Origin of the sequence: Alkalihalobacterium chitinilyticum (assembly GCF_029028005.1) — a bacterium.
GTDB lineage: Bacteria > Bacillota > Bacilli > Bacillales > Bacillaceae_F > Alkalihalobacterium > Alkalihalobacterium chitinilyticum.
Genome location: NZ_JAOTPO010000010.1, coordinates 37,072 through 60,531 on the forward strand (window position 1 = coordinate 37,072; position 23,460 = coordinate 60,531).

A 23,460-nucleotide genomic window follows, 5' to 3' on the forward strand; every position below is an offset into this window, starting at 1 on the left:
TCAAAACTAGTAAAGATTGAAAAAGAGAATTGGAATAAGGAAAAAAGACACAGTACTAATATTCCATAAATTTACAATCCTTACATTCTCTCAATAAATTACTTACACTTTAACCAAATTTTCTTAACACTGTTTATATATTATTTATTTCGTTGGGACATAAAAATTTTATCAAGAGGTGTAGAAAAATGGATGTAAGTCGTAGAAAGTTTTTAACCTATGTAGGTACGGGGATGACCGCATTAACAGTTGCTTCTACAGGTTTAGGAGCACTAGCACCGAAGGTTTCGGCTGCAGATAAAGGAAGAAGCAGTTTATTTGGATATGAAAATCGTGCATCAAGAATTGACTTTGAGCCAATTGCACCGACAACAATGGACGAGATTGTTCTTCCAGACGGATATACATACAATGTCGTTGCAGCATATGGAGATGTCATCAATCAAAGGGGAGATACATTCGGATTTAACTGTGACTTTACAATGTATTTACCAATCCAAGGAAGTCAACGAGGCCTTCTTCTTGTAAACCACGAGTATACGAATCCATTGTTTGTTGAGGGCGACGTTTCAAAAGGCTATTCTCCAAAACAGATTGAATCATTGTTATACAATCAAGGATTAGCAATTATTGAAGTGTATCAAGACCCTAAAACGAAAGAGTGGAAGATGGATACAACATCTAAATATGCTCGCCGAATTTCTGGACTAGCTCCGTTTGAAATGGTAGGACCGGCAAGAGGGACTGCCGCTGTAAATGGGGCAACGACAGTGCAAGGAACATTTGCTAACTGTTCAGGTGGAGCAACGCTTTGGGGCACCGTTTTATCATGTGAAGAAAACTGGGAAAGAACAGCTGGCACCGCAGGACTTGATACGACACACTATGGCTGGGTAGTTGAAGTTGATCCATTTGATAAAGACGATAAATACTTCAAGCCTCGCAAGCATACTGCATTAGGTCGTTTCCATCATGAAAACTGTGCGATGGGTCTATCAAAGGATCGTCGTGTAGTGGTGTATTCTGGTGACGATAAGAGAGATGCTTGTGTCTACAAATATATTAGTAAAGGCAAATATAACGAAGCTAAAGGAAAAGAAAACTCTAAATTACTTGAGGATGGCACACTATATGCAGCCGATATGGCAGCTGGAAAATGGGTGGCTTTAACGATTGAGAATGTTCGTGAAGCAGCTAAAGGTAAAGATAATGAGAGTGCGTTATTAAACAAGTTCCAAACTCAAGCAGATGTGCTTGTAAATGCACACGATGCAGCGATCTTACTTGGGGCAACTCCAACAGATCGACCAGAAGATATTGAAATTAGTCCGATAGATAACACAATCTTTATTGCCCATACTAACAACTCAAATAGAGGTAACTTCCATGGTCACATTACACGTTTCTTTGAGAAAAATGATGACCTCGGTTCACTGGAATTCTCGTTTGAAATTTTTGCTGTTGGTGGAACGCAAAGCGGGTTCAGTGCTCCAGATAACCTAGACTTCGACCGTCACGGGAACCTTTGGACAGTCACTGATATATCAACAAGTTCGTTAAACAAAGGGGCCTATGAACCTTTCAAAAATAACGGAATGTTTGTTATCCCTACGACTGGTGACAAGAAGGGACAAGCCTTCCAATTTGCTTCTGGTCCAGTTGAATCGGAACTGACAGGGCCTTGGTGGACGCCTAACCAGAAAACATTGTTCTTATCTGTTCAACATCCAGGTGAACAAACAAGAGATATTAACAATCCTACAAGTATGTGGCCACACCGCCCGGGGGATACAATGCCTAGACCTGCAGTTGTTGCGATTAAAGGATTTTAAGAAAGGAGTGATATGATATGTTACAGAACATCGGAATACCAGGTCTTATTTTAGTACTAGTCATTGCTCTAATCATTTTTGGACCGTCGAAACTCCCTGAGATTGGACGAGCTTTCGGGCAAACTTTACGTGAATTTAAGCGTTCTACAAGTGAAATTATGAGTGATGAGCCAAGCAAAACAGAAGAACCGAAAAAAGAAAAAGCAGTATAAATTAAAATGGGAAAGGTGTCGGTAAGTTGATCTTATCGACATCTTTTTATTATGTCTGAACACTTTACAGGTAAACAAAAAGCCTTAAATACGCATTTAAGGCCGTTTCGTTATTATACTATTTATCAATGGATTTTTGTTGCTTTTGGTAAGAGGAAAAACTATCTAGCTTATAATCTGCACTTAAATGACAAAACTGACACTTACACGTTTTTTTCTTCTCGTCATTCTTTTGGTCTATTTTATACACGTGCGGGACATCTAGAACATCTAAACCTTCTTTTACGTGTCTAGGACAAACCGATACCATTGGAATACTCCTCCTCTTTAACTAGAAGCTGCTTCAGTTTCAGTAGATATCACTTTACTTTTTCTGTAGACGATCTTACTTAAGGTAATACTAATCTCATACAAAACTAATAAAGGAATAATAACTAGAACATCTGATATAAAATCCGGTGGTGTTATTAATACAGACACAACAATGAGAATGAAATAAGCAAACTTTCTTCCTTTAACAAGCTTTTGTGGATTAACGATCCCTAACTTCGTAAGGAACATAACAACAGCGGGCATTTCAAATAAAAAACCGAATGGTAAGGTTAGGTGGAGCATGAATTGAAAGTACCGTTCTGCTGTAAAAAAGGTTTCAAATTGATCACCCGCAATATTTAATAGGAAGGAAAGGACGAGTGGGAAGAGAACAAAGTACCCAAATGAAATTCCGCCAATAAATAAGAAAAATAACCCTGGAATAAACATGAGAGTCGCTCGTTGTTCTTCCTTTTTTAAAGCTGGCTTGATAAACTTCCATACTTGATAGGCTGCAACTGGTATGGTCACAGCAATCGCAACAACAGCTGCCAGCATCATATAAACCCAAAGGATATCACCAGGACCTAATAAAGCTAATTTTCCGTCCAAATCTTTGACAAGGTACTGATAAATGTCTTGTACGAAGACAAAAGCACCAATGAGTGCCATGAAAAAAATGACGAATGTTACAATAATTCTTTTTCTTAACTCGGTTAAATGATCAACGAGCTGCATTTCTTCTTTTTCCATCTAGAGCCCTTCTTTCTCGAGAAAAGAGGTGTAGGTAGATAAAACTTACCTGCACCACCCTATGTTTACGTATTGATTTACTTTTTTTGTTCAACAGCTTGAAGTCTAGTTTTTTCTTCAGATTTGACTTCATGATCATCATTGACTAATTCATTTGTGGCTTTCTTAAACTCTTTAAGGGTACTTCCAAATGCTTTTCCGATCTCAGGTAACTTAGAAGGCCCAAAAATAATAAGGGCAATGACTAATACGAGAATTAATCCTGGAATTCCGATATTGGCTAACATAAAAAACAACCTCCGTTTATTAAAATATTTAAGGTTTAGATATTTACACCGTGACGATCTAATACTGCTGCTGCTAATGGAGATATTCCATTTTGTTCAGCAAAGTCGGCTACATTGTTTGAGATCTTTGGCGCATAATGAGCAGGAGGTGCAGCATGACCCATCACAACTTGTCTAGCTGCGTTTCTGCGAGCAAAAGGATAAACATTTCCTTCAGGTGTTAAGCCAATTACACGGTCGTGACCGCTTCCATCTTCAGCAATCCAAAGGTCTCCCCATGGAGTGATGGTTATATTGTCCGGAGATTTCAAGTCGTTAGCGTCAGAAGACTCATAAAAAAGCTCTAACGTATTTGTCGACGGGAAGTAACGATAAACACGGCGTGCAGTTGTATCGTCAAACCAGAAAACACCAGCCGAAAAACAAGCGCCTTCGAGACGTCTAAACTGAATACAGCCTTGGTTTAAGGCAGATTGATGAGCGTCTTCTGGATTTACTTCCTTCCAAACGATGCCAAACTTTTGACCATTAATAAATTGACTTGCAGCTGAGTGAGGCAGTTCATCGATAGCTGCCGCTTCGAGCTTTCCGCCTTTCTGCAACGATCCTAATTTTTGGCTTCTGTCATTTGGCGTGAAGCGGTAAAGAAAGCTGATAGGCCGAGCGTCTTCTGTTAAATACCAAATGCCAGTAGCTGGGTCGACACTGCAAGCTTCGTGTGAAAAGAAGCCCATATCTCTTATCGGTGTTTTAGACATTTGGTTTTCTGGATCGGTTGGGTCTACTTCAAACACAAAACCATGCTCCATCAAACCGTCGTTGTATGCAACTTCCTCACAGGTTAACCAAGTTCCCCATGTAGATGGACCTCCTGCACAGTTAACTGCAGTTCCAGAATTCGTTACATACTCCTTAACAACTTCTCGATCAGGCCCTACAACAAGAGCAGTCGTTCCACCAGCTACCATACTATTAAACGGGTTACTGCCGTAAACGGGGTACTTAGCATCTAATGCTTGCTCATGGTTTCGAACTAGAACAGTTGTATTGTGCTTTCCTTGGAAGGCTGCCATTCCATCCATTGCGCCAGGAATAGGAGCGCCATTGGAGAGTTTATCTCCTGTTTGAGAGATGATCTTATATTGAAACCCTTGTGGGAGATCGAGAATCCCGTTTGGATCTTTTACTAATGGACCGTATCCGCCAAACCCACTCGTAGGCTTATTAGCACGTCCCTGGGGGATCGTTTTAGCTTGTCCACTAAGAGAAAAAAATCCTGTTGTACCTAAAGTTAAGGCAATTGTACTTATTCCACTTACTCGTAGAAAATCACGTCTATTCATTTGTTTATTGTCCATCTATGTACCTCCCTTGTTTTAAAAGCCTGATATGTTAAGAAACTCTATTAAAAATTTAGCAGAGAAGTGTTAATGGTTTATGTATAGTCTGTGTTTAATATGTAAAAATAAGGATTTAATACCAAGGAACTACTTTTTTTGTAAAACATCAAGTCTACTAGAATACTTCTGTACTAATTGAAAGTTTTAAAACTGAAGGTCATACTGTTTTCAAGATAAGAGGGATATATGTTCAGGTCTTTTGTATCGTATTTGAAGAAAAAAGAAAGGCATGTTCTAAATTCTTTGTTAATTTTTATTAATTATTTGTAAACTTAGATAAAATACGAGTTGTTCCAGTTTAGTAGATTGAATAACGAGTGCGGGTGATACGATCTGGGGAATGACGGCTGTTTACTTAAGGAGAAAGAAAGATGTAAGCGATAGCCAGTACCTACTTACATCTTTCCACCATGTAATTAACTTCCTGTTTTACTACTATTCGTCTGTTCGACAGCTTGGAGTGTTGTTTTTTCTTCTGTGTTGCTTTTTTCATTACTATCACTATTAACTAATTCATTCGTTGCTTTCTTAAACTCTTTTAAAGTACTTCCAAATGCTTTTCCAATTTCAGGTAGTTTAGAAGGGCCAAAAATAATTAACGCGATGACAAGGACAAGAATAAGACCTGGAATACCAATGTTTGATAACATAGATGAACCTCCTTAAATGGGTAGCTGACACTTAATGACTCAATTATAAAGTGACCCCATGGCGATCTAATACAGCTGCAGCTAATGGAGACATTCCTTCTCTTTCTGCATAGGCTAAAACTTTATCCGAAAGCTGTGGAGCAAACCCGGCTGGAGGAGCTGCATGGCTCATCGCAAATTGTTTAGCGCTATTTCTTCTAGCAAATGGTCCCCAAATCGCAAGGGTCATACCAGGCTTATTTTGAATATTGACAAACATTGTTCTGCCATCAGGAGAGAAACAAACACCAGCAAATTCATCGATGAAGTTTTGAGCAAATGTATACACATTAGCTTCTGGAGTTAAACCGATGATACGATCTCCAAGTGGGTTGCCATCTTCCGCAATCCAAAGATCTCCCCAAGGTGTGATCGTTACATTATCTGGACGACGTAAATCATTCATATCATTGGATTCAAAGAATAGCTCTAATGTATTAGTGGCTGGGAAGTAACGGTAAACACGGCCGTGACGAGCAGGTGCAGTTTCTGAACGTGCGCTAGTATCATCAAACCAGAATGCCCCGCCTCCAAACCAAGAACCTTCAAGTCGTGTAAAACGAATGCAACCGAGATCTCTAGCATCTTCTTTTGCACGTTCTGGATTTACTTGTTTCCATACAATACCTACTTTTTGTCCAGGTGCAAATGTACTTGCCATATTACCAGGAAGCTCATCAAGTGCAGCAGCTTCAAGAATTCCGCCCTTTTGAAGGGAACCTAATTTTTGGCTGCGGTCGTGAGGTGTAAATCGATAGAAGAAGGAAGGTTCACTATCCTCTGTTAAGTACCAAATGCCAGTAGCTGGATCGACACTACATGCTTCATGAGAGAAGTATCCCATATCACGAATTGGTGTTTTTGACATTTCATTTTCAGGATCAAGAGGGTTTACTTCAAATACAAACCCATGCCCGAGGTTACGTGTTTCTTCACACGTTAACCATGTACCCCAAGTCGATGCACCACCCGCGCAGTTACGAATGTTCCCTGAGTTGGTTACGTACTCATCAATGACTTCACGATTTGGGCCAACGACAAGTGCAGTCGTTCCACCAGCTGCACCTTTGCTCCAAGGGTTTTTACCGTTTACAGGGAATTGGTGGTTTGTACCACACTCATGGTTACGAACAAGGATAGTCGTGTTCTTTTTTGGACCTTGATAAGCAGCCATTCCATCAGGTAAACCAGGAACTAAATCACCACTTGGATTTACCATGGCTGTTCCAGTTGTAGATATGATTTTGTAATTAAATCCTTCTGGCAGGTCAATAATTCCATTCGGGTCTTTTAATAGAGGGCCGTATCCACCCCAGCCTCTGCCTTTTGTTGGATCTGCTGTTGATGCTAATGCCTTTGTTTGATCTGCTAAAGACATTACACCCGTTGTACCTAGTGTTAATGCAAGCGTACTCATTCCTCCAACTTTCAAAAAGTCTCTCCTGTTCATACCACTGTTTACCATTAATATGCCTCCCTAATTTTAATAGGTTGCAAAACATAGAAGTTGTTCTAAGGAAAATCTAGCAAACGAGTATTAAAGAATTATTTAAAAACTGTTTCTATATTGTTAATGTTGGAAAATAATTCTATAGAGTGGTTTTTAAAAGTAGAAATCAATTGCTGGTGGTACTTTTGGAGTGTATTGGGGTAGTTAATAGGAGTATTTGTTATTGTATGAGAGAACATATAAAGTGCAACTACAACTTTTGCCTTAAAAAAGACAAGAACACCAATCGATAATATTGAGTTTATGTTAAATTTTTATAGTAGAATGGTAAATAAATGGTGTTATAACAGAATGTTTAATTTTTGTATGCTATAAAATAGATATATATAGAAATTTTTAAGGATAGGTTTTTCTTACTAATAGATAAGTAGCAGATTTAATAGTTTCTTTAAGAATATAAGCCGCAGGGAGTGACAGGAATGGATACGGGGATGCAGTCACCGAGAGAAGTTGAGTTGAATAAGCGGATAGAAGAGCTGGAAAAAAGAGAGGCTGAACTTTTACTTCAATTACGTACGGAAGAAAAATTGAATACAAAAATTCTTGATGCACTACCGATTAATATTTTTTTAGAAGATTATGAAGGAAGAACGGTTTTTGCCAATAAGCAAGCTTGTGATTGTAATGGGTTAACAAGTGAAGAGTTAGTTGGGAAGACGGTGTTTGATTTTTTTACGAAGCCCATTGCTGAAAAAGTTCGCCAAGATGATTTACACGTGTGGGAGACGAAGCAGCTGTTTACAAAAGAAGTAATGACTGATTTCCTAGGTCAAGAAGGCTATGTTTATACAGGGAAAACGATTATTTCGATAGAAGATGAAATAAAAAAAGAGTATCTTCTTGGGTTTGCACTCGACATAACGGACCGGGTGAAGGCTGAAAAAAAGTTAAAAGAAAGCGAAGAGCTTTTTAGAAAATTAGTGGACCAAGCAGCAGACAGCTTTTTTCTAAGTAATAGTGAGGGTAAAATAATAGACGTGAATACCGCTGCGTGTAACCACTTAGGCTATTCTAGGGAAGAACTGTTGAATTTATCAATTAAAGATATCGTCTCTTTATCGGCTGATGGATTAGCAGATGTCTATGAAAAAGTAGCTCAATTAAAAACCTATAATTATGAACACGAAATGTTGCGGAAAGACGGATCTGTTTTTCCCGCTGATACGAATGTAGGGTTAGTACATATTGGAGATCGTACATTATACTTAGGATTAAGCAGGGATATTAGTGATCGTAAAAAAGTAGAAAAACAAATAGAACACATGGCTTACCATGATCCCCTCACTGGACTTCCTAACCGCTGGTATATTCATACCTATATTAAGAGTTATTTAACGAAGGAACGAAGACAGGACGAGAAACTGGCCTTCTTATTGCTAGATTTAGATCACTTTAAGGTGATTAATGATAGTTTAGGGCATCAAGCCGGTGACCTTTTGTTGCAGCAAGTCGCAAAACGTTTACATTATTCCATTGGTGAAAATGATACGCTGGCGAGACTAGGGGGAGATGAGTTTATTATTATTCTTCCTAACTTAAAGGATCATAGAGAAGCTGTTACGGTGTGTGAGAAAATCATGAAAGCGATGGAGGAGCCGTTTTTTATTGAAGGGCAAAATTTTAAAGTATCAACGAGTATAGGAATTAGCATCGTTCCTGGCCACGGTGAGGACATCCATACATTAATTCAAAATGCAGACATTGCGATGTATCGTTCTAAAGAGCAGGGTAGAAACAGCTTTCGTTTTTTTAATAAGGTCATGAAGGAAAGTGCAAAGAAGCGAATGGAAATGGAAATATCCTTGAGGCAAGCATTAGAAAATAACGAGTTTATTCTTCATTACCAGCCGAAGCTGAACATAAAAACGAGTGCTGTCTATGGAATGGAAGCACTTATCCGTTGGCAGCCAGAAGACAGTAAGCTCATATATCCCGGTCAGTTTATTGAATTAGCAGAAGAGACAGGCCTAATTATTCCAATGGGAGAGTGGGTTCTACGTGAGGCATGTAAACAATGCAAGATGTGGCACGACGCAGGTTATCCTTTAACGGTCAGTGTTAATTTATCTGCGCAACAGTTTCAAAAGCATGACCTTACTGAACTAATTGCAAAAATAATAGTAGAGACAGGTCTCAATCCAGACGCTCTAGAATTGGAATTAACCGAAAGTACGGTGATGAAAGAACCAAAACAGGCAGCGTATATGCTGCAGCAGTTAAAAGAATTAGGGGTTTCCATCTCTATTGATGATTTCGGCACAGGATTCTCGTCTTTAAGCTATTTAAATCAGTTTCCAATTGATACGTTAAAGATCGACCGTTCTTTTATTAACGATGCACACGAGAATGAAGCCAATCAAGCCATTGCAGCAGCCATTATTTCTCTTGCTCATGGTTTAGGATTAGGGGTTGTGGCCGAAGGTGTTGAAAATGAAGAGCAGTTAAGGTTTCTTAAGTTAAAGCAATGTGACGCTGCACAGGGGTATTTTGTTGGGAAGCCGATGGGGGAAGAGTTAATTTTAGATTATATTAAGAAGAACACGGGATGAAAATTTTAGACTAAGTGCAAATTTAGATACTATAAAAAGGATCAGAGAGTTGTTATTCTCTGATCCTTTTATGTCTTTCTATTTAATTATGGACGTGGATCGCCAACAAATAGAATGGTTGGAACTTCGTAAGTTTCTTTTCCGTTACTTACTGTAATTGTTCCTTCGTAGTATCCAGGTGCTAGATTAGCATCCACATGTACATTGAAGTTTACATCTTGTGAACGGTTAGGTTGTACGACAAGATTTCGGCTTGTTGTTACTTTAACACCTTTTTCTTTAAATTTCACATCAAATGAATAGCGGTTACGTTCATTTGATAGGTTATTAATTGTAAATTGTTGAGATCTTACTTCCGTTTCTTCACCATTTAAGAATACACCGAATGAGTGGCTACCAGGCGTAACCAAAGTTTTTGCATTAATTGCATCAACGACACGAATACTTCCAGCCCCTTGAGAGTTGTGAGGATATAAATTACCGTTAATGTCATAAAGGTTTTCAGCTGTATTCATAAGAGAAGCTTTGACAAAGTCTACGCTCCAGTTCGGATTCGCTTGTAAAATAAGTGCTGCAGCACCCGCTACGTGTGGAGCAGCCATGCTTGTCCCTTGTAGTGATGCATATCCATGTGGACTATCTGGGTTATGAGTCGGTATTGGACTTACAATTGCTACACCAGGAGCTGAAACGTCAGGTTTGATCATCCATGTATCCATAACTGGACCACGAGAAGAGAAGTTTGCCATTGTTTCGCCGACTTCACGAGCAAATGCGATATCGAATGAAACTGTGTTATTACCAGCATTAAGTTCTTTAACAATTTTCTGTCCATCTACATCATCTAATTTAATAGTTGGTAATGCTAATCCAGAAACATCTGGCATTTCACCTGGAAGATGGTTGTACATGATTACACCAATTGCACCAGCAGCTTTAGCATTTGTCGCTTTATCTACGAATGCAAACTCACCACGGCTAATTAATGCAATTTTACCTTCAACGTCTTTACCTGCAAAGTTCTCTGCATAACCTAAGCCTACATTAACAAATTCAAATTCTTCGTCATTAAGTGATAGTAAGTCTTCTAGCTCAGGGAAGCCCATCACTTTTGCAGATGGATATTTTACACCTTCTGAAGTAAATAGTTCTGAACTATATAAATCATAAGGAAGCTGTGTAGCACCAACAGAAATCGCTTCACGAGATGTACCAGGAGAACCAACTGTCCAGTTGCTTGGACCGCTGTTACCGTTAGAAGTAACGGCTACAACACCTTCTGCCATCGCCCAATCTAGTGCAAGACTTGTTGCAAAATCTGGATCGTTCGTAGAGTTTCCTAGTGATAAGTTCATAATATCGGCACCATCTTGTACCGCTCTTTCAATACCTGCAATAACACCTTCAGTTGTTCCACGTCCACCAGGACCTAATACACGATATGAAAGTAATGTAGCATCTGGAGCCACACCTTTAATATCCTCTCCTTTAGCAGCAACGGTACCAGCTACGTGCGTACCATGATTTGTTGAACCACCGCGAGGGTCACCAGGAGCTGTTTCTTGTGGGTCATCGTTGTTATCAACAAAGTCCCATCCTTTATAGTCACCAAATGCGTGAGCTAAGTCAGGGTGAGTGTAGTCGACACCAGTGTCAAGAATAGCTACTGTAATGCCTTCACCAGTGTAACCTGCCTTCCATGCTAAATCAGAACCAATAAATGGGGCACTCTCCATCATTTCAGGAGAAACCTCTGACGCTTCGATTGCGATACCTTCACCAACTGTATCAACAAAATATTCAACGTTAGGGTATACAGCCTTTACACCAGGAACTGTTAAAAGATTTGGAATGTCACTTTCCTTTAATTCTACTGAAAAACCAGAGAATACGTAATCATATTCATGGTTAACGTCTGCGCTTTTTGCAGCTCTTTGTACGTGAGCTGTTACATTGTCACGTACTTTTTTTAAGTTTTGCTTGGATTGCTTTTGGCCTTTATGTTTCGCCTCAATGATTGAAGGCTCATTCATCTCAACGATAACTGAAACTTTGTCAGATGAAGAGAAATTAAACTCTCCATAAACCTGTACTGAATTTTGTTTTGCGTTTGCTCCAGCAAAACCAGCAAACGATGAGAACGCTAATAAGAATACGAGTGAAAAGATAATTCCTTTAAAGGAATTTTTGCTGCGTTGAAACAATAAAATCCTCTCCTTAAATAATAATAGTTTGTGAAAATCCAGCTCTGTATAGGAGAATGAATTTTCTAAAAAGTCACGGTAGTTAGTATATTAATATAAAGTAGGTTATAAATCTTGGTATAAAAGATCGATTTAATAGAGTGAAAATTTTATATATTAGCATAAAAAACTGCAAAAATCGGTCGAAACGGGATTAATTTCCCATTCCTAAAGTTTCGAGTTACGAAATAATGGAGAGTAATTAAGTAGTAGGTGGAACATGAAATGATAGAGAAGTAGAAAGATAGGAATATGATCATATAACTGTGGTAAATACTGGAGTTTAATTTTTGTTTATTAAGGAAAAAAAGCAGAGGCAAATCAATCTGTCTATTAAAAACTAATTACCGTATATTACAAATTTCGACAGGAATAGTCGTTGTAACTTTATGGTAACTGCTCTAAAATGAAAGTTGTTTCTACTACTATTGTAGGTATAACTAAGGAGATTAACATGTCATTTGCACTAATGTATTTACAGAAAATTATACTTGGATTTAGGTGGGTAGTGCTGTTTATACTATTTTTACTTTATGGTAAAACAGAATCTATTATTATCTCTAGCTTCTTCATTTTTATTTTTATTAATTTAGTTTGGGTACTGCTATTTTTCTATTCGTTGAAGCAAAAGTATTGGATTTGGCTGGCAGTGTTTGATTTGTTCTTAAGTATTAGTATTTTAATTATTTTAGGAGGGGCTAATAACCCCTTCATATTATATACTTTTCTATCTTTGCTTTGGTTTAGTACTTTTTTAAGAGAAAAGTCCGTTTATAGTTACACTGTATTTTATGTGCTAACCACGTTGTTCATTTGGTTTGGATTATTTTATTCTTCTGGAGGAATAGAATGGACTGGTCAACATCATTTTCTATTAAAGGCCGTCTCAGTGTACTTGATCTATCTTATTTTTTATTTTTTATTAAAAACGATAAGAGAAACCAACAAAAGGTGGGGACAAGTTGCGAGATTTATCCAACGACTAAATATGGTGACTGCGATCAGTGAATTGAATATGGCCACAGAAAAAGTGATCAAGTCTGTTTTTAAAATAGAACAAGTTTATATTTGCTGGTTTGATACGTTTGTCAATGATGATTGGAGTGTTAGTTACTATACGAGGGTATTAATTGATCAACACTATGACCGATATAAGCGAAAATCAGTTATCACTATACAAGATTACTTGGGTAAGTCGCAAAACTTTTTCTTTTTTCCACTCTCAAATTTGGGGGATGAGAAAAATACAGGAGCAATAATAATTCCTATAAAAGAGAAGAGTGCTATTAAACCGTTTTTCTATATTTACTTACATATCATTGCAGCTAGTATAGTAAGCCAAAACAAGCATATTAAGCTTCAGCAAGAAGTAGAAAGTGCGATGAAAGAAACGGTTCGAAAAAAAATGGCACAGGACATGCATGATGGATTAGCGCAACAACTGTTCTTTTTGTCTGCTCAATTATTTCAAGTGAAGAATACCCTAAAACAAGGCAATCAAGATAATATGAATGATCTAATTTGTAAAATGGAAGATCAAGTGAAGCAATGCCATTTAGAAGTACGTAACTATATTTCATATTTAAGAGATGAACATAGAATATCAAATATTCTAGACGCCATTGATCAATTGTTAACTCGAGTGAAAAAAACGACAGGTATAGAAGTCGAGCTCATCGTAAAAGGGCATGTCAATGAAGAAACTGTCGACATTGAAGAAGTTATTTATCGGTTAATTGAAGAGTGTGTTAATAATAGTTTAAAACATGCTACACCGACCAAGGTCACCGTAACAATTGAAGCAACAATGGTCCAGTGGACAGTAAAAATAACAGATAATGGAAAAGGTATGGAACAAAAAGTGAGTCAATCAACGAAAAAAAGCTACGGTATGATTGGAATTCATGAACGAGTGGATAGTGTAGGAGGAAACTTATTTGTACGTTCAACTCTAGGAGAAGGAACGGAAATTGTAGCCATTATACCGAGGGGGAGAATACAAGCCTATGTATAAGATACTTTTAGCTGATGATCATCAAATCGTCCGAGATGGATTGAAATTAATTATTGGAAGTCATGGAGATTACACCATTGTCGGCGAAGCAAGTAATGGTGATGAATTGCTTACTAAAGCAATCGACTTACAACCTGACTTGGTGTTATCTGACTTGAAAATGCCAGGAAGATCTATTATTGATCACTGCCCAGCTATAAAAGAAAATAACCCCAATGTAAAAGTCATGGTTTTGACAGCCTATGATGATAGTGAGGATATCTATAATGCTATAGATGCAGAAGTGGATGGCTATATTATGAAAGACACGCCTCCAGAACAAATTTTAAATACCATTCAGATGGTACTCATGGGCATCACATGCTTTCAACCGAAAGTGAATGCAAAAAGAGCATTAGATCATAAAGACACTAAAAACATATTAAATCTCACGCAAAGAGAAAAGGAAATATTCCATAGCATTGTTGATAATTTAAGTAACCAGGAAATTGCAGCGAAATTATTCATTTCAGAGGCAACTGTGAAAACACACGTAAGCAGTATATTAAGAAAAACGGGACAACCGAATCGTTCTCAAGCTGTACTATATGCCATTAAACATAATTTATTAGAAGTTCAACTATAAGGGGGACGTTATGTGAGTTTTTTAACTCGTGAGCTAAAAGTTAGAGGAGACCATATTTTACTTGGCTTAACAAGTCTTATGACACTTGGTGTTATTTTCAGCCTTGTCCTCTATGTCTTTACTAGAAGTGATACATCGTTGTCGATGTTGATCGGCTTTGCATTCTGTTCCCTTTTTCATTGGGCTTTTTATTGCTTGCATAGGCAATTTAATAAAAATACGAGTTTACTACAGCATATAACAGCAGGCACTATTTTTCTTTTATTCTTTTTTGTGACGTTATATAATCCATTGAATTATATCGAGATGTGGGTATACTTATTGTATTTCCCTATCATTTTAGGTTTATTAGAAAATGAGAAAGTGTTTCGCGTTTGGGGAGCTTTGTTCCTTGTTTTTTACTCTCTATTTCTACTAATGGATCCTACGCTTTATATGAATTTAGTTGTTGAAAATATGATGATGATAGTAAGTCGATTTCTGTTCGGACTTGGGAGTCTTGTCTTTGGTTATCTGATGGTTAAGCATTTAACGCTTGTAAAAAAGTTAACGATTAATGATACAGAGATACAAAGTAAAGAGCACGTCGTGTATGTATTGAACACATTAGTTCCTATCGTTGAAACCAAGACACAGACATCGCGCAGTGAAATTGATCAGTCTTCTCAATTAATGAAAAAAATGGCTGCTCATTTTCCAGAAGAGCGAATAGAAGATTGGGAAGTTGAGCTTCTTGCATTAGCTCATTACGTCAGTCGCGTTCAGTGGCCAGATTATTTATTTGAAAAGGGTGACAAACTGACGAGTTACGAATTTAAAATTGTTCAAGAACATTGTTTGCTTGGTGCAAAGCTTCTAGGAAACTTTCAAGCATTTGAAAGGATACGGACTGCCTTTTTAAATCACCACGAACGAATTGATGGCTCCGGATATCCGTATGGATTAAAAGAAAGAGACATCTCAGTACTAGCACAAATACTCGGAATCGTTGAGACCTTCCTAGCGATGACGAAGCCGAGGGTATATAGAGACGAGTTTTCATTAGAAGAAGCCTTCTCGGAAATTGAGGAAATGAGCGGTGAGATATTTAGTGCCGACATCGTTGCTGCTTTAGTTACCTCTATAACTGATGAGAAGATCGAGCATAAGGATCGAAATATTAGTTGATATCGAAAAAAATGAGGGGATCCTCATTCTTCAGTATGATATAAAATCATCCCCACTATTGAAGGTAATCGTCCTCAATGTTGATGTAGAGTTATTGAAGGCTCTGATATGATGAAAGCAAACATCATATAGGAGAGATCACATGTATCACAAAACATGTAGTCATTGTCAGCAAAAATCATATAGCAGTTACTCAGAAGGTCATTGGGGATGTCCATATTGTCAACATGATATGACCTATCAAAAGGCGGTCGCCAATTCCGAGCAGCCGCCGTATATCATTCGCTACTTTCTATCAAAACTGCATAAAAAGCTATTGTTAAAAAGGAACTCAATCTAGTGAACTAGTGAGTTCCTTTTTTCTATGGAGAAACGAATGATTATACTTTGATGTTTGCTTAGATGAGCGTTAGGATCCCTCCACAGTAGCGAAAAGCATATAGAGTCTTTATTGTGACAAAAGTATGTAGGATCTCATACTGAAGTATGAGAAAAAATCTCCACCTCATAGATAGCGAGTTTCAACCTGGTGCATGATACCTAGTTATCTAGAAATCTAATATGATAGTAAATGTAAACAGCGAGCGAACAACAGCAGAATTCGCGAAGAAGAATTCGGAGGAAGTAAATATGGTTCAGAAAATACTAGGGTTTCTTTTCACAACGATTGTCTTACTCTTTATTGGTGGAGCCTGGATGCTCCATATACTGAGTGATGATAAAAGTCACAATCCAATCTTCGGTTATCAACCACTGATCGTTCTATCGAACAGTATGATGCCAGAGTTTAAAGCAAGTGACATGATCATCATTAAAGAGAAGGAAATTATTCAGGAAGGTGATGTCATAACATTTCGTGCTGACCAAAACTTAGTCACACACAGAGTGATCGACGCACAAGGTGAATACTTTGAAACTCAGGGTGATAACAACGTATACCCAGATAGTGAGTTGGTACATATGTCATCGATCTTAGGTGTTCACCAATTTACCATTCCGAGTTTCGGAAAGATCTCTTCATTTATTGCTTCACCGCTAGGGATTATCGTCTTTGTCATAACCCCTCTAGTCCTGGTAGCAGTAATTGAAATTTTCAGAAGGTTATTCCCATCTACAGACAAGTCTAATTAAAAATTAAAAATTTATATAACTAATAGGAGGAATTTAAAATGAACAAATTTCAAAAGGCTTTAATCGGAACAGCATTATCTGCAACATTAATCGCGGGTGTAGGAGTAGGGACGTATTCGAGTTGGACTGATGGGCAAACGTTAGCCTCTCTAAGTAACCCTGCAGCTGATATGGCTGTTTTAAAATTAGATCTTGAGACCGATAGAGGTATTGTTAATGGTGACACTGAATTTAAAATTTTTAGTGATGAAGATAATCTAGCATTACTTCCAGGTGAAACGGCATCTGCAAATCCATTCTTTATTTCAAATAATGGTAATCGTGCATTCGATCTTGATGTGAGCTATAATGGAACAACTAACCATTTTAATTTTAGACTAGATAATACAGGAATAGTAGGTAATAGAGAACTTTTCGATCCTTTTATTGTAACAGTTGATTATACTTTCCTTGATGCAGAAGGAAATGTTAAGAAAGTTGAAACGGTAAGTGGAAGACTCTCAGATAATGATACGTATTCATTATTAGCAAGAGGTCAACGCCATAATATTAATCCATTAGCTAAGAATAAAACATTGTTACCAAACGAGAAAATTAAAGTTGAAATGTCTTTAAAACTAGCTGAAAATGCAACTAATGAATATCAAGGTAAGAAAATTAGTGCAACGTTCTCTGCAAAAGCAACTCAAAATACACAGAGGTTAGAAGCAGGTAGAGAATAATTAATAGGTGAATAAATAAAGAACCAGTGAAACATCTGGTTCTTTTTCCAAAGGAGGAAAATGCCTTGAAAAAATTTATTTTTGTATTCTTGACCATTTTCTTCATCGGTCCGTTTACATCTAAGGTCGATGCACTTTTTACCAGTGAAGCTTCCTTTATTGCTACACCAATCTATACAGCTACAACTTCTAACCTTTTAGACTATAGGATCCATGATATAGTCTACGAAGAAGGTGGGCATGTATCTGCTCAACTAACGCTAACAAATAAAGTGAACAGTCAAATACCGATTATGTTAGAAGGTAATTACACTAACTTCAGTAAAACAAAGTTTAATCTTGCACCTAATTCTAATAAAACAATAGAAGTTAACTTACTAGTTCCTGAGGGTAAATCTAAAAAGGTAAAAAACACCTTTCAATTAATTGGATTTACCGGTGGTTATATTAATGAACATTTAACTGTAGAATATAACGTAGAAAAGCTTATATATCCTGAGGAAACATTAGAGGTGCCAGAACAAGAAAATACAGAAAAGGAAGATCTTTCGGGTAATGAAGGCATAGAACATGAACATGAGCATGAGCATGTAAGTAGTGAGGGCATTAAAGAAAATGATAGCTCAAACGAGAGTGAGGATTTACCTAAGACTACAGAAGAACCCCTTAATACAAGTGAACAAGGGACCGATGAAGTAGACAGTGAAGAAATTATTAGTGATGTTGAGGTAGTAACGGTTGCCTCTCTAAGCTATAATTCAGAACAAGAAGTACTTATAGATTGTTCAGAGAGAGGCAATGATGCAGAAGTAACTGAAAATGAGAAGGAATATGTAGAACTTCAAGAGCCGAATATGATAGAAACTGATAAAACACAACTAAAATATAGAGAAGTAAAATGCAAAAATAAAGATTCTATGCCGGTTCAATCTGAAGAAGAAACTTCTAAAGTAATAGCAGTCAGAAAAAGTGAAAAGCTTGAGTTGGAAGAAGTTAAAGAAGATAACAGTGAACAAGAGAATATTATTATCGATGAGCAATAAATTAACGAGACAATTAAAGAAATAGAGAGGATAGTACCTGTAGCACCTATCAGGTATTATCCTCTTTATTGTTGATTTTTTTATAGAAGCAATCAATTCCAGCAAATTTCGGACTATTTTTCTAAGTATTGTTATTCCCTGTATAGTTGATCTCCCATACCAATGTTAAGTTATCTTCATGAACTGAAGGTAATGTGAATGTTATTTCAGTCCTCCAGTGCGTTAACACACCCTAAAAACTAAATACCACCTACCACTTCGTCACCTCATCTAACTGCTACCGACTAACGACTATCCACTTCTTTCACATAATAAGAAAACCCATCTCCAACAGCCCCATTAATTTCGGTTACATTGCCTTCTTGATCTTTTATAACAGCTTTTCCGAGTTTCACTTTTTTATATAATGCTTCATCAGCTTTCAAAAGTGCGTGCTTCAGTTTTGCCCCATAAAAAATCTCGATAGGAACATCGTTCACTTTAATTCTCAACAGGAACACTCCTTCTAAAAATATGCATTCATTTTACAGTCTTTAATGACAAAGTCCAAATATTAGATGATAATCGCTAACTAGTTAAGAGTCGATGAGCGATTTTAGCCATAAAGCCAGCACCTAATTACTGCTACAAAAGATAAATCATGTACGAAAGGTAGTCACTAAGCAGTAGATTAATACTTTAGTCGTGATGTTAGAAGTAACTGACTAGCACTAAACGATCATTTATATGATTTATACGAAAATTTACAAAAAATTAATTAAGAGCACATACTAATGGTTTAGTATTGTATGTGCTGTCAGAATAAAAAACAATTTCAGGAGGGATACAATGATTTCTTTTACAAAGAATAATAGAAAAATGTATTCTATTATTTTAGTATTCGCAATGTTGTTTTATTCATTATTTGGGTCGATAGGAACAATTAGTGCAAACACAACAGTGAATTCGAACGATAACATCGTAGAATTAAAAATACTCCATACGAACGACATTCACTCACACATCAATCCATTAGGGAAAGCTGCTGCATACATTAATAAAGAACGATCTGCAGCGACTCATTCACTTTACTTAGATGCAGGGGACATCTTTAGTGGAAACCCTGTAGTAGATTTAAACAATGGTAAACCAATCATTGAAATACTTAACATGATGAACTTAGACGCTATGGCTTTCGGTAACCATGATTTTGATTATGGACAAGCTGAGACAATTGATAGAATAAAAGAGTCTAACTTCCCTTGGTTAAGCGCGAACATGACGGTAACGGAAGAGGCGATGGAAGGATTTCCACAGCCTGAGCCATACACAGTGTTTGTGCAAGACGGGTTAAGAATAGGTGTATTCTCATTAATTGAAACACCACCGTCCACAGCTCCAGTGAACATTGCAGGTATTAACTTTCACAATCCTATTGCAACTGCAAAAGAATATGGAACATTAAAAGAAGACGAGGATTTAGATGTTCTTATCGCACTTACTCACCAAGGTTATAGTGAGGATAGAAGATTAGCAGAAGCCGTTGATTTCTTTGATGTCATAATCGGTGGTCACTCTCACACAGCGTTAGCAGCGCCGGCAGTAGTAAACGGTACTCCTGTGTTCCAAGTTGGTTCCAACGCATTAAACGTGGGTAACTTAACGTTAAAAGTAGATACAGAAAAGAGAGAAGTAGTAGAAGTAACAGGTTTTAGTCAACCTGTACATGAATTAACTGAAGTAGACGAAGCAATCCAAGAAAGAATTGATTACCATAATTCAAAAATGGACGAAGTTTTAGGAGTAGTTATTGGTCACTCTACAACAGGATTATCACGTGATGGTCGTACTGTTAGAGACGCTCCACTAGGAAACTTCTGGACGGATGCAATGAGACACTCTGTTAATGCAGACGCTGCATTAACAAACAACGGTGGAATTCGTGATAGCATTCCAGCTGGTGACATTACAAAAGGCCACATTTACACAGTAGAGCCATTTGCTAATGAAATTATGGAATATGAGATGACAGGACAAGCACTGAAAGACGTTATCGAATTTTCTTATAATCGTCGTAACTCAGTAGATTTACAAACTTCAGGATTAACTTACAAAGTATTAACTAACACAGTTGGTCAATTAATAGATTTAGAACTTATGATTGATGGCCAGCCTATTGATTTAGAGAAGAAATATAGAGTAGCAGTAGCTGACTATATTGGTTCTGGCGGTGGAGGTTACAACTTCGTAGGAGAAGTAATTACTCCTGATGCTGGTTACATGACAGACGCAATGATTGAATATGCGGAGTACCGTACAGCAAAAGGTGAAAAACTTGATTACGTTTCAGAAGGACGTATTAAAGTAGAAGTTGGAGACCCTTCTGCAATTGGAAATGTAATTGGTTCAACGGAAAAAGGATTGAATGATTCTTTCAATAAAAAGGGAGATTCAGGGTTAGGGAACCTTTACGCTGACTCAGTTCGTGCCATTGCTTCTACAGATGTTGGTTTATTAAACAACTCTTCTGTATCTGGTACAATTCCAGCAGGTGATATTACAGATGCACAAATTCAATTTCTAGATAGCTTTGGTAACGAAGTTGTAGCTGTAACTACTACAGTAGAAAGATTAAAAGAAGTATTAGTTACCCAAGCAGATTTTCATAATGGTGTTGACTTACAAGTTTCGGGTATTAAATATGAGTTAGTTAAAGAGAATGGTAAATTTGTAGATGTTAAAGTAATGAACGAGGCTGGAGAAGTTTTATCAGACTCTACGGAACTAACAGCTGCATACAACGACTTTATGCATGGCCGCGGTTTTTATAACTTAGGTGCTGAAGTAATTGACACGTACGGCAAAGTTTGGGAGTCAGTAATTGAGTTCGTAACAAACCACGACGGCCCAATCGATTACGAAGAAGGTTCTCGTATTACTATTTCAGGTGAAGAACCAGCACCAGGTAACCCTGGCGATCTACCAGAAGGAGTTATGACGGTAGCTGAGGCAATTGCGAATAACTCTGGAGAAGGTATAGTTCAAGGATATATTGTAGGAACGAACAATGTGTTTGACGGTGAATTTACAGTAGCGACAAACATCGCTTTAGCAGATGATCCTAATGAAAAATCTTTGGCAAAAACATTACCTGTTCAATTGCCGAATACTTCGATAAGAACAGACTTAAATCTAGTCGATAATCCAGAAAACCTAGGTAAGTTAGTTCATATTACTGGTGATTTATCAGCTTATTTCTCAAGACCTGGATTACGTAATGCAAGAGCTTATGAATTCGTAGAAACTCCAGAGCCTTCTAATAAGTTAGAGGATATTCGCACACTTGCTCAAGGTACAACCGTTGAAGCAACAGGTATCGTAACTTCTACACCTGGAGCATGGGGTAACAAAGGTTTCTATATTCAAGATGAAACTGCAGGTTTATATGTATTCGTTCCAACTAATTATAGTGGAAATTTTGATGTAAAAGCTGGTGATGAAGTTACTGTTAATGGTAAACTGGGCAATTTCAATGGGGAACTTCAAGTAACAGATGTTACAAATATAATGGTTAACAGTTCGAACAACGATTTACCTGGGGCGTTAAATTTAACACCAGGTCAAGTTTCTAAAGATAACGAAGCACAAATTGTTACACTTGAAGGAGTTACAATTACTGAATTAGCTCCATCTGGAACATTTGGAACTTTTGAATTCAAAGCAGTGAAAGGTGAAGAATCTGTAGTTATTCGCGTAGATAACCGTACAGGCTTACACTTTAACGATTTCACATTTGAAAATGGCGATATCGTAACTGTCACTGGTGCATCCAGCGTATTTAACAATACAATTCAAGTAAAGCCTCGTCATGCAGGCGATATTATTGAATACGTTGAAGTAGGAGAGCCGATTATTGAAAAAATCTCAATTGCTGAAGCACGCTCGGTTGCTACGGGTACTGAAGTGACTGTAGAAGCAACGGTTACAACCACACCAGGTGGCTGGGGCCAAAAAGGATTTTACATCCAAGATGAAACAGCTGGGATCTATGTCTTCCAAAATAGCTTTGATGTTAAAAAAGGTGATATCGTTCGCATAACGGGAACAAAAGGGGCCTTTAATCAAGAGCTTCAAATATCAAACGTAACATCACTAGAAGTAATTGGAAAAGGAGAATTACCTTTACCTCTTCCATTATCACCAGCACAAGCATCAACTGAAAATGAAGCACAGCTTGTCATGTTAGAAGAAGTTGTTATTACTGACCTAAAGAGTATAAATAGCTTTGGTACGTTTGAGTTTACGGCAGTAAAAGATGGAGAGACAGTCATTGTTCGTGTCGATAACCGTACAGGACTGAAGTTTGATGATTTTGCATTTACGAATGGCGATGTCGTCTCTATTACTGGGATCTCGAGCCGTTTCAATAATACAATTCAAGTGAAACCACGCGGAGCAGAGGATATTATTGAAAGACATGCAAAGGCTGATAAGATCAACGTATCTTTAACGGATGGAAAAGAAAATGAAGTTCACTCATTAGCAAGAAACTTAAAAATTAATGTAAGTGCAGCGATCGAGAATCATTCAAAAGAAGTGAACGGAACAAAAGATTACATCGTTTCAGTTCGATTGATTGACAAGCATGGTCGTGTTCAGTTTTCTCACATTGATGTTACAACTGTAGCTTCAGGAAGTCATGAAACTGTAAATTCTGAAGTCATTGTACCTCCAAATCATAACGGTCAACGCTACACGTTAGAAGTAGTCGTTTATGAAGGCAATAATAGAACAGAACTAGAATATAATAAGAAATTAATTGAACATAAAATCAAGTAAGTATAAAGAAGTCTAGTTCCTTAATATCTACTATTAGGGAGCTAGACTTCTTTTGGTGTATTATTTTTATCCCATTTAACTGGCGCTATGACTTCTACTTCAAGCCTTTGTGGAATTAAAGCCAGTAGAAACCTGATTGGTTTAACTTTCAGT

18 protein-coding genes are annotated in these 23,460 nt (G+C 37.4%); 10 read left to right on the top strand and 8 right to left on the bottom strand.

What is annotated here, in order from left to right; all coding sequences use genetic code 11:
* The first annotated feature begins 188 nt into the window (after window positions 1–188).
* Together N7Z68_RS14540 and N7Z68_RS14545 are read left to right on the top strand one after the other, a co-directional pair.
* Window positions 189–1,832 carry a PhoX family protein gene (locus N7Z68_RS14540; RefSeq protein WP_275119213.1) on the top strand — a complete coding sequence of 548 codons (1,644 nt, stop codon included), beginning with the start codon at window positions 189–191 and terminating at the stop codon, window positions 1,830–1,832.
* 17 nt (window positions 1,833–1,849) lie between these two features.
* Window positions 1,850–2,044, top strand: a complete 195-nt coding sequence (locus N7Z68_RS14545) for a twin-arginine translocase TatA/TatE family subunit (RefSeq protein ID WP_275119214.1) — start codon at window positions 1,850–1,852, stop codon at window positions 2,042–2,044.
* 118 nt (window positions 2,045–2,162) lie between these two features.
* On the opposite strand, the gene N7Z68_RS14550 is transcribed toward N7Z68_RS14545, so the two are convergent.
* From N7Z68_RS14550 to N7Z68_RS14575, 6 genes are all read right to left on the bottom strand, one after another.
* On the bottom strand, window positions 2,163–2,354 hold the full coding sequence (locus tag N7Z68_RS14550) for a hypothetical protein (protein ID WP_275119215.1): 192 nt from the start codon (window positions 2,352–2,354) through the stop codon (window positions 2,163–2,165).
* A gap of 17 nt (window positions 2,355–2,371) precedes the next feature.
* Window positions 2,372–3,109, bottom strand: coding sequence for a twin-arginine translocase subunit TatC (tatC, locus tag N7Z68_RS14555; RefSeq protein WP_275119216.1), 738 nt, complete (start codon window positions 3,107–3,109; stop codon window positions 2,372–2,374).
* 77 nt (window positions 3,110–3,186) lie between these two features.
* The gene (locus tag N7Z68_RS14560; protein WP_275119217.1) at window positions 3,187–3,396 is read right to left on the bottom strand and encodes a twin-arginine translocase TatA/TatE family subunit; all 210 of its coding nucleotides are present in this window, start codon (window positions 3,394–3,396) and stop codon (window positions 3,187–3,189) included.
* A 35-nt stretch (window positions 3,397–3,431) separates the two neighbouring features.
* Window positions 3,432–4,754: an alkaline phosphatase PhoX gene (locus N7Z68_RS14565; RefSeq protein WP_275119218.1), complete on the bottom strand. Its 1,323-nt coding sequence runs from the start codon at window positions 4,752–4,754 to the stop codon at window positions 3,432–3,434.
* Window positions 4,755–5,212: 458 nt separating this feature from the next.
* Window positions 5,213–5,446 carry a twin-arginine translocase TatA/TatE family subunit gene (locus tag N7Z68_RS14570; protein WP_275119219.1) on the bottom strand — a complete coding sequence of 78 codons (234 nt, stop codon included), beginning with the start codon at window positions 5,444–5,446 and terminating at the stop codon, window positions 5,213–5,215.
* Between the two features lie 43 nt (window positions 5,447–5,489).
* Complete coding sequence (locus N7Z68_RS14575) at window positions 5,490–6,950, bottom strand: alkaline phosphatase PhoX (protein WP_275119220.1); 1,461 nt, start codon at window positions 6,948–6,950, stop codon at window positions 5,490–5,492.
* Window positions 6,951–7,414: 464 nt separating this feature from the next.
* On the opposite strand from N7Z68_RS14575, the gene N7Z68_RS14580 reads away from it, so the two are divergent.
* Window positions 7,415–9,544 (top strand): sensor domain-containing protein, encoded by a 2,130-nt coding sequence (locus tag N7Z68_RS14580; RefSeq protein WP_275119221.1) that lies wholly within the window; start codon window positions 7,415–7,417, stop codon window positions 9,542–9,544.
* An 86-nt stretch (window positions 9,545–9,630) separates the two neighbouring features.
* Here N7Z68_RS14580 and N7Z68_RS14585 read toward each other — a convergent pair whose 3' ends face one another.
* Window positions 9,631–11,748 carry a S8 family serine peptidase gene (locus N7Z68_RS14585; protein ID WP_275119222.1) on the bottom strand — a complete coding sequence of 706 codons (2,118 nt, stop codon included), beginning with the start codon at window positions 11,746–11,748 and terminating at the stop codon, window positions 9,631–9,633.
* Between the two features lie 493 nt (window positions 11,749–12,241).
* On the opposite strand from N7Z68_RS14585, the gene N7Z68_RS14590 reads away from it, so the two are divergent.
* The 6 genes from N7Z68_RS14590 to N7Z68_RS14615 all read left to right on the top strand — a co-directional run bounded on the left by N7Z68_RS14590 (window position 12,242) and on the right by N7Z68_RS14615 (window position 18,489).
* Window positions 12,242–13,801 (top strand): ATP-binding protein, encoded by a 1,560-nt coding sequence (locus N7Z68_RS14590; protein ID WP_275119223.1) that lies wholly within the window; start codon window positions 12,242–12,244, stop codon window positions 13,799–13,801.
* Window positions 13,794–14,426, top strand: a complete 633-nt coding sequence (locus N7Z68_RS14595; protein ID WP_275119224.1) for a response regulator — start codon at window positions 13,794–13,796, stop codon at window positions 14,424–14,426. Before N7Z68_RS14590 ends, N7Z68_RS14595 begins: the two co-directional genes overlap by 8 nt.
* A 12-nt stretch (window positions 14,427–14,438) precedes the next feature.
* A complete protein-coding gene (locus N7Z68_RS14600; protein ID WP_275119225.1) occupies window positions 14,439–15,593 on the top strand; it encodes an HD-GYP domain-containing protein in 1,155 nt (384 codons plus the stop codon).
* 630 nt (window positions 15,594–16,223) lie between these two features.
* Complete coding sequence (locus N7Z68_RS14605; protein ID WP_275119226.1) at window positions 16,224–16,724, top strand: signal peptidase I; 501 nt, start codon at window positions 16,224–16,226, stop codon at window positions 16,722–16,724.
* Window positions 16,725–16,762: 38 nt separating this feature from the next.
* On the top strand, window positions 16,763–17,446 hold the full coding sequence (locus tag N7Z68_RS14610; protein WP_275119227.1) for a hypothetical protein: 684 nt from the start codon (window positions 16,763–16,765) through the stop codon (window positions 17,444–17,446).
* A gap of 65 nt (window positions 17,447–17,511) precedes the next feature.
* The gene (locus N7Z68_RS14615; protein WP_275119228.1) at window positions 17,512–18,489 is read left to right on the top strand and encodes a hypothetical protein; all 978 of its coding nucleotides are present in this window, start codon (window positions 17,512–17,514) and stop codon (window positions 18,487–18,489) included.
* A gap of 284 nt (window positions 18,490–18,773) precedes the next feature.
* On the opposite strand, the gene N7Z68_RS14620 is transcribed toward N7Z68_RS14615, so the two are convergent.
* On the bottom strand, window positions 18,774–18,980 hold the full coding sequence (locus N7Z68_RS14620) for a hypothetical protein (protein ID WP_373323152.1): 207 nt from the start codon (window positions 18,978–18,980) through the stop codon (window positions 18,774–18,776).
* 337 nt (window positions 18,981–19,317) lie between these two features.
* Between N7Z68_RS14620 and N7Z68_RS14625 the strand changes: the two genes are divergently transcribed.
* A complete protein-coding gene (locus N7Z68_RS14625) occupies window positions 19,318–23,307 on the top strand; it encodes a 5'-nucleotidase C-terminal domain-containing protein (protein WP_275119230.1) in 3,990 nt (1,329 codons plus the stop codon).
* The last annotated feature ends 153 nt before the right edge of the window (window positions 23,308–23,460 follow it).

Excerpts from the sequence above, each read along its gene's own strand:
- N7Z68_RS14540 (WP_275119213.1), top strand. The coding sequence starts at position 189 with ATGGATGTAAGTCGTAGAAAGTTTTTAACCTATGTAGGTACGGGGATG.
- N7Z68_RS14545 (WP_275119214.1), top strand. The coding sequence starts at position 1,850 with ATGTTACAGAACATCGGAATACCAGGTCTTATTTTAGTACTAGTCATT.
- N7Z68_RS14550 (WP_275119215.1), bottom strand. The coding sequence starts at position 2,354 with ATGGTATCGGTTTGTCCTAGACACGTAAAAGAAGGTTTAGATGTTCTA.
- tatC (WP_275119216.1), bottom strand. The coding sequence starts at position 3,109 with ATGGAAAAAGAAGAAATGCAGCTCGTTGATCATTTAACCGAGTTAAGA.
- N7Z68_RS14560 (WP_275119217.1), bottom strand. The coding sequence starts at position 3,396 with ATGTTAGCCAATATCGGAATTCCAGGATTAATTCTCGTATTAGTCATT.
- N7Z68_RS14565 (WP_275119218.1), bottom strand. The coding sequence starts at position 4,754 with ATGGACAATAAACAAATGAATAGACGTGATTTTCTACGAGTAAGTGGA.
- N7Z68_RS14570 (WP_275119219.1), bottom strand. The coding sequence starts at position 5,446 with ATGTTATCAAACATTGGTATTCCAGGTCTTATTCTTGTCCTTGTCATC.
- N7Z68_RS14575 (WP_275119220.1), bottom strand. The coding sequence starts at position 6,950 with ATGGTAAACAGTGGTATGAACAGGAGAGACTTTTTGAAAGTTGGAGGA.
- N7Z68_RS14580 (WP_275119221.1), top strand. The coding sequence starts at position 7,415 with ATGGATACGGGGATGCAGTCACCGAGAGAAGTTGAGTTGAATAAGCGG.
- N7Z68_RS14590 (WP_275119223.1), top strand. The coding sequence starts at position 12,242 with ATGTCATTTGCACTAATGTATTTACAGAAAATTATACTTGGATTTAGG.
- N7Z68_RS14595 (WP_275119224.1), top strand. The coding sequence starts at position 13,794 with ATGTATAAGATACTTTTAGCTGATGATCATCAAATCGTCCGAGATGGA.
- N7Z68_RS14605 (WP_275119226.1), top strand. The coding sequence starts at position 16,224 with ATGGTTCAGAAAATACTAGGGTTTCTTTTCACAACGATTGTCTTACTC.
- N7Z68_RS14610 (WP_275119227.1), top strand. The coding sequence starts at position 16,763 with ATGAACAAATTTCAAAAGGCTTTAATCGGAACAGCATTATCTGCAACA.
- N7Z68_RS14625 (WP_275119230.1), top strand. The coding sequence starts at position 19,318 with ATGATTTCTTTTACAAAGAATAATAGAAAAATGTATTCTATTATTTTA.